Raw genomic sequence first — 3,869 nt, 5'->3', positions numbered from 1 at the left:
ACATCCCAACTCTCATTGAAATAATCAATAGCATAGGCACACAACACCATAAAGGGCAGCAAAAAGGCAATAAACAACAATAATGCGCAATATCCTAGTGCGACCCAAGCCATTTTCGATGACAACACATATCTGTCAGCTTCGTTGAGGGAGGATTGTTTTTGAAATAATTGCTGTTTACGACGAGCAAACCGCTCAACGCCAATCATAGAAAATACCACCAACAGCATAATGGCTGACAGCTTTGCTGCCGCCGTTAAACTGCCATAGCCAAGCCACGTGTCGTAAACTGCTGTCGTTAATGTTGGTACGGCAAAATAACTCACGGTGGCAAAGTCTGCTGCGGTTTCCATTGCAACAAGTGCCACGCCGACAGCCAAAGCAGGTCTTGCCATTGGCAGTGCAAGACGCCAAAAACTGCGCCACGGACTGCATCCCATTACACGCGATGCGTATAACAAACTGGAAGACTGCTCCATAAACGCAGTACGCGCTAATAAATAAATATAAGGAAATAATACTAACGACAATATTATCGCTGCCCCTCCAAGACTACGTATCGCGGGGAAATAATAATCGTGGGGAGATTGCCAGCCAAACCAAGCCCTTAATACACGTTGCACTGGACCTGCATAATCAAGCATATCGGTATAAACATACGCCACAATGTAGGCTGGCATCGCTAATGGAAGAAGGAGTAACCATTGAAAATAACGGCGAAAGGGAAAATCACAACGGGCAATTAACCAAGCAGCTGGAATCGCTAAAACCAGTGTTCCAAGTCCAACCAACAACATGAGCAATAAACTATTGGCGATGTATGTCGGTAATACTGTATTGAATAAATGGCTAAATACAGCTTGATCAGGAAGAGTGGACTGCACAATTAAGGCAATCAGTGGCAAGATTAATATTGCCGTAATAATATAACCAGCAAGCGACCAGCTTCTGGTTAAACCTAAAATCATAAATAATACCGAGTTAACTCAACGCACTATCGATAAATCTGTAAATCTGTAAATCTGTAAATCTGTAAATCTGTAAATCTGTAAATCATATCGATAATGCGCTGATAATATTTAAACGAGCTTCAGTTAAAGATCAAATTTCACTTCATCAAGCAATGTTACAGCAGCTTGATGGTATTCAGCCAACTTATAGATAGGCAAACTATCGGCTTTAAAATCACCCCATGACGCCACTAATTCAGACGGTGCTACATCAGCTTTTACCGGATATTCCATATTAACTTCAGCATACATTTTCTGCGCAACGTTTGAAGTAAGAAATTCCATGAGCTTAATCGCGTTATCTTTATGCGGTGAATGTTTGGCTAATGCCATACCTGATACGTTTACATGAGCACCACGGTTATGTTGATTAGGGAAGTTAATTTCAACCGCTTCTGCCCAGCTTTTCTGATTTTTATCCATCAGCATGTTGCCATAGTAGTAGCTGTTACCGATAGCAATGTCACACATGCCCTCTTTAACTGCTAACACTTGATCACGATCATTACCTTGAGGCTTACGGGCTAGATTGGCTTTTACCCCTTCTAACCAGGTTTTAGTTTTCGCCTCACCGTCATGAGCAATCATCGACGCCACTAATGCGACGTTATAAGGGTGTTTGCCACTGCGAGTACAAATTTTACCTTTGTATTCTGCTGAGGCTAAGTCTTCGTAATCGATGTCAATTTTACCGCTACGATCTTTAGAAGAATACAGGTTACGAACGCGCATTGTCAGCGCATACCAATTGTTCTGTTGTGACCGATATTGAGCTGGAATATTACTATCAATCACCGCACTGTCGACGGGAGAAACAAGATCCTTTTCCACTAATTCCATTAAGCGAGAGAAATCAGATGTTAATACCACGTCTGCGGGAGATAGGCGGCCTTCGCGCACCATACGTTCTGCGATACCATCTTTAGCAAAAACAACATTTACGTCGACACCACTTTGTTCGGTAAACTTTTCTAGAATAGGCTCAATCAGGAAAGCTTGGCGGTAAGAATAAACCGTTAATGCCTCTGCGGCACTCACAGAAGAAGCAACACAAGCCAACCCTAATAATGCGACACTTTTTAACAATTTCATTAATCAACGCTCCCTAACTGAATCAATATTTCGCCACAACCGGCGTAATTGATAATGGTTATCAATTACAATAGAGTAAGTGATCATACCAAAAGGAGCAAGCGCTGTTTCACTCTCAACAGTTAAGTTGCCAAAGCTAAAACATCAAATCGTCATGCTGTATGGCAATATGGCAAGCTTAAGCCACTATCATGGAACTATAGATTGACCAAAGTGTTACCAGTATTTTTCGACCGTAATTTGCCCTGGCGCTCGTCGAAGATTTTTTGCTAAGCCTTTTTCAACCAAAGCGGTTTGCGCATCACTTATCATTCCAGGGTTACCACAAATCATCACTTGAGAATGTTCTGCATTAATCCCTAAGCCTGCTTTCTGTTCAATTAATCCGCTGCTAATACCATCAGGAATGCGACATGATAAGCCTTCGGGATAATCTTCACGGGTCACAATTGGAATAAACACAAACTGAAGAGGATGTTGGCTAATAAACTGTTTAATCGTTTCTAAATAAGCTAAATCTTCACCAAGCCTTACACCATAAACTAACACGACTTTTTCAAAGCGTTGCCATGGCTCATCGGTTGCAAGCATAGAGATAAATGGACCCACTGCAGTGCCTGTCGCTAACAGCCATAAGTGCTTGCCTTGCAATGCCCCTTTAGGCACTTCATCTAAAGTCATAAAACCGGTCGCTTTAGGCGTGACTTGAATGGTATCACCAGGGCTTAATGCTTTTAGATCTGGAGATAACTGACCATCCTCTACCGCAACAGCCAGCACTTCGACATAATCAGTCCCTGGTGGATTGACAAGCGAATACGCCCGCGCGACACGTTTATCATCACGCATTTGGCTAAGCTTAATAAACTGACCTGCGATAAAAGGTTCGACATCGGCTTTGATACGCAACGAGAATAATTTATCATTCCAATCAATGCGTTTTAGCACGGTACCGGTAATCCACATGACTTTGTTCCTTTTAGACTGGCCTATGTATCTACTATAATACCAATCTATACAGATATTTGCTTAATTAAAAGCCTTCCAGATTTATATCTATAGCGAATAATCTAACGCTATTAATTCGCTTAAAAAGAACAGAGCTAAGTTTACGTAGTTGACGAATCTTGCTTTGCTGAATTAGCATCTAGGCGGTCTTGCTGAAACTGAGCAAGTTTTTGTTGTATGAGTTCATAGGTTTGATCAACACCAGCAGCAATATCACCGTCTAAGACTTTTAGCCCAGATAAGATATCGCTAGCCTCTTTAAAACCTTGATCAATAGCATCACCAATTTTCACCATAAAACTGCTAACTTGCTCATCAAATCCCATGGATTTATTTTGTTGCTGATGTGTCGAGAAAAAATTTGTGGCAAAGCTGACAATACGATCGGCAGTCGCTTCAGGAGAATAATCCACTCCACTTTCAATGCTCTTTTGGACTGAGTTCTCCCCTAGCGTTGGTGCAAGCTCTTCATTAATGGCTTCAATCGCGGCACGATACAGTAATGCCATAGACTTATCACCCGCAGCAATACTGACCTCTTCTTGCGCCGCTAAAATCGAATTATTCATCATTTGTCGACTTAGCTGATTGCTGGTTAACTTAGGCTCAACCGGCGTATTTTTTTCAGCTTGGTGGCTTGATGAAGTTTGCGGTGTATTGACTGTTTTATTGTCACGCAGTGGACTCGCATTACTGCTATTTGATTGTTTAATTTCCATGATATTAGCTCACATACAATGACCGATAGCTTAATTATCG

General features: G+C 41.6%; 4 protein-coding genes. All 4 read right to left on the bottom strand.

What is annotated here, in order from left to right; translation table 11 throughout:
• Positions 1-968, bottom strand: a 968-nt coding sequence (locus tag CXF78_RS14155; protein ID WP_145991455.1) for an ABC transporter permease, incomplete at its 3' end; no start/stop codon positions are given.
• Positions 969-1,094: 126 nt separating this feature from the next.
• Complete coding sequence (locus CXF78_RS14150; protein WP_102037160.1) at positions 1,095-2,102, bottom strand: Fe(3+) ABC transporter substrate-binding protein; 1,008 nt, start codon at positions 2,100-2,102, stop codon at positions 1,095-1,097.
• A gap of 216 nt (positions 2,103-2,318) precedes the next feature.
• Complete coding sequence (locus tag CXF78_RS14145; RefSeq protein ID WP_011636122.1) at positions 2,319-3,068, bottom strand: ferredoxin--NADP reductase; 750 nt, start codon at positions 3,066-3,068, stop codon at positions 2,319-2,321.
• 143 nt (positions 3,069-3,211) lie between these two features.
• Positions 3,212-3,829: a DUF5610 domain-containing protein gene (locus tag CXF78_RS14140; protein WP_102037159.1), complete on the bottom strand. Its 618-nt coding sequence runs from the start codon at positions 3,827-3,829 to the stop codon at positions 3,212-3,214.
• Positions 3,830-3,869: the final 40 nt, after the last annotated feature.

It is taken from the genome of Shewanella sp. 11B5 (assembly GCF_002836795.1).
Classification (GTDB): Bacteria; Pseudomonadota; Gammaproteobacteria; order Enterobacterales; family Shewanellaceae; genus Shewanella; species Shewanella frigidimarina.
Note: the sequence above shows the minus strand (reverse complement) of the source record. Positions and strands in the feature narration are given on the sequence as shown.

Excerpts from the sequence above, each read along its gene's own strand:
- CXF78_RS14140 (WP_102037159.1), bottom strand. The coding sequence starts at position 3,829 with ATGGAAATTAAACAATCAAATAGCAGTAATGCGAGTCCACTGCGTGAC.
- CXF78_RS14150 (WP_102037160.1), bottom strand. The coding sequence starts at position 2,102 with ATGAAATTGTTAAAAAGTGTCGCATTATTAGGGTTGGCTTGTGTTGCT.
- CXF78_RS14145 (WP_011636122.1), bottom strand. The coding sequence starts at position 3,068 with ATGTGGATTACCGGTACCGTGCTAAAACGCATTGATTGGAATGATAAA.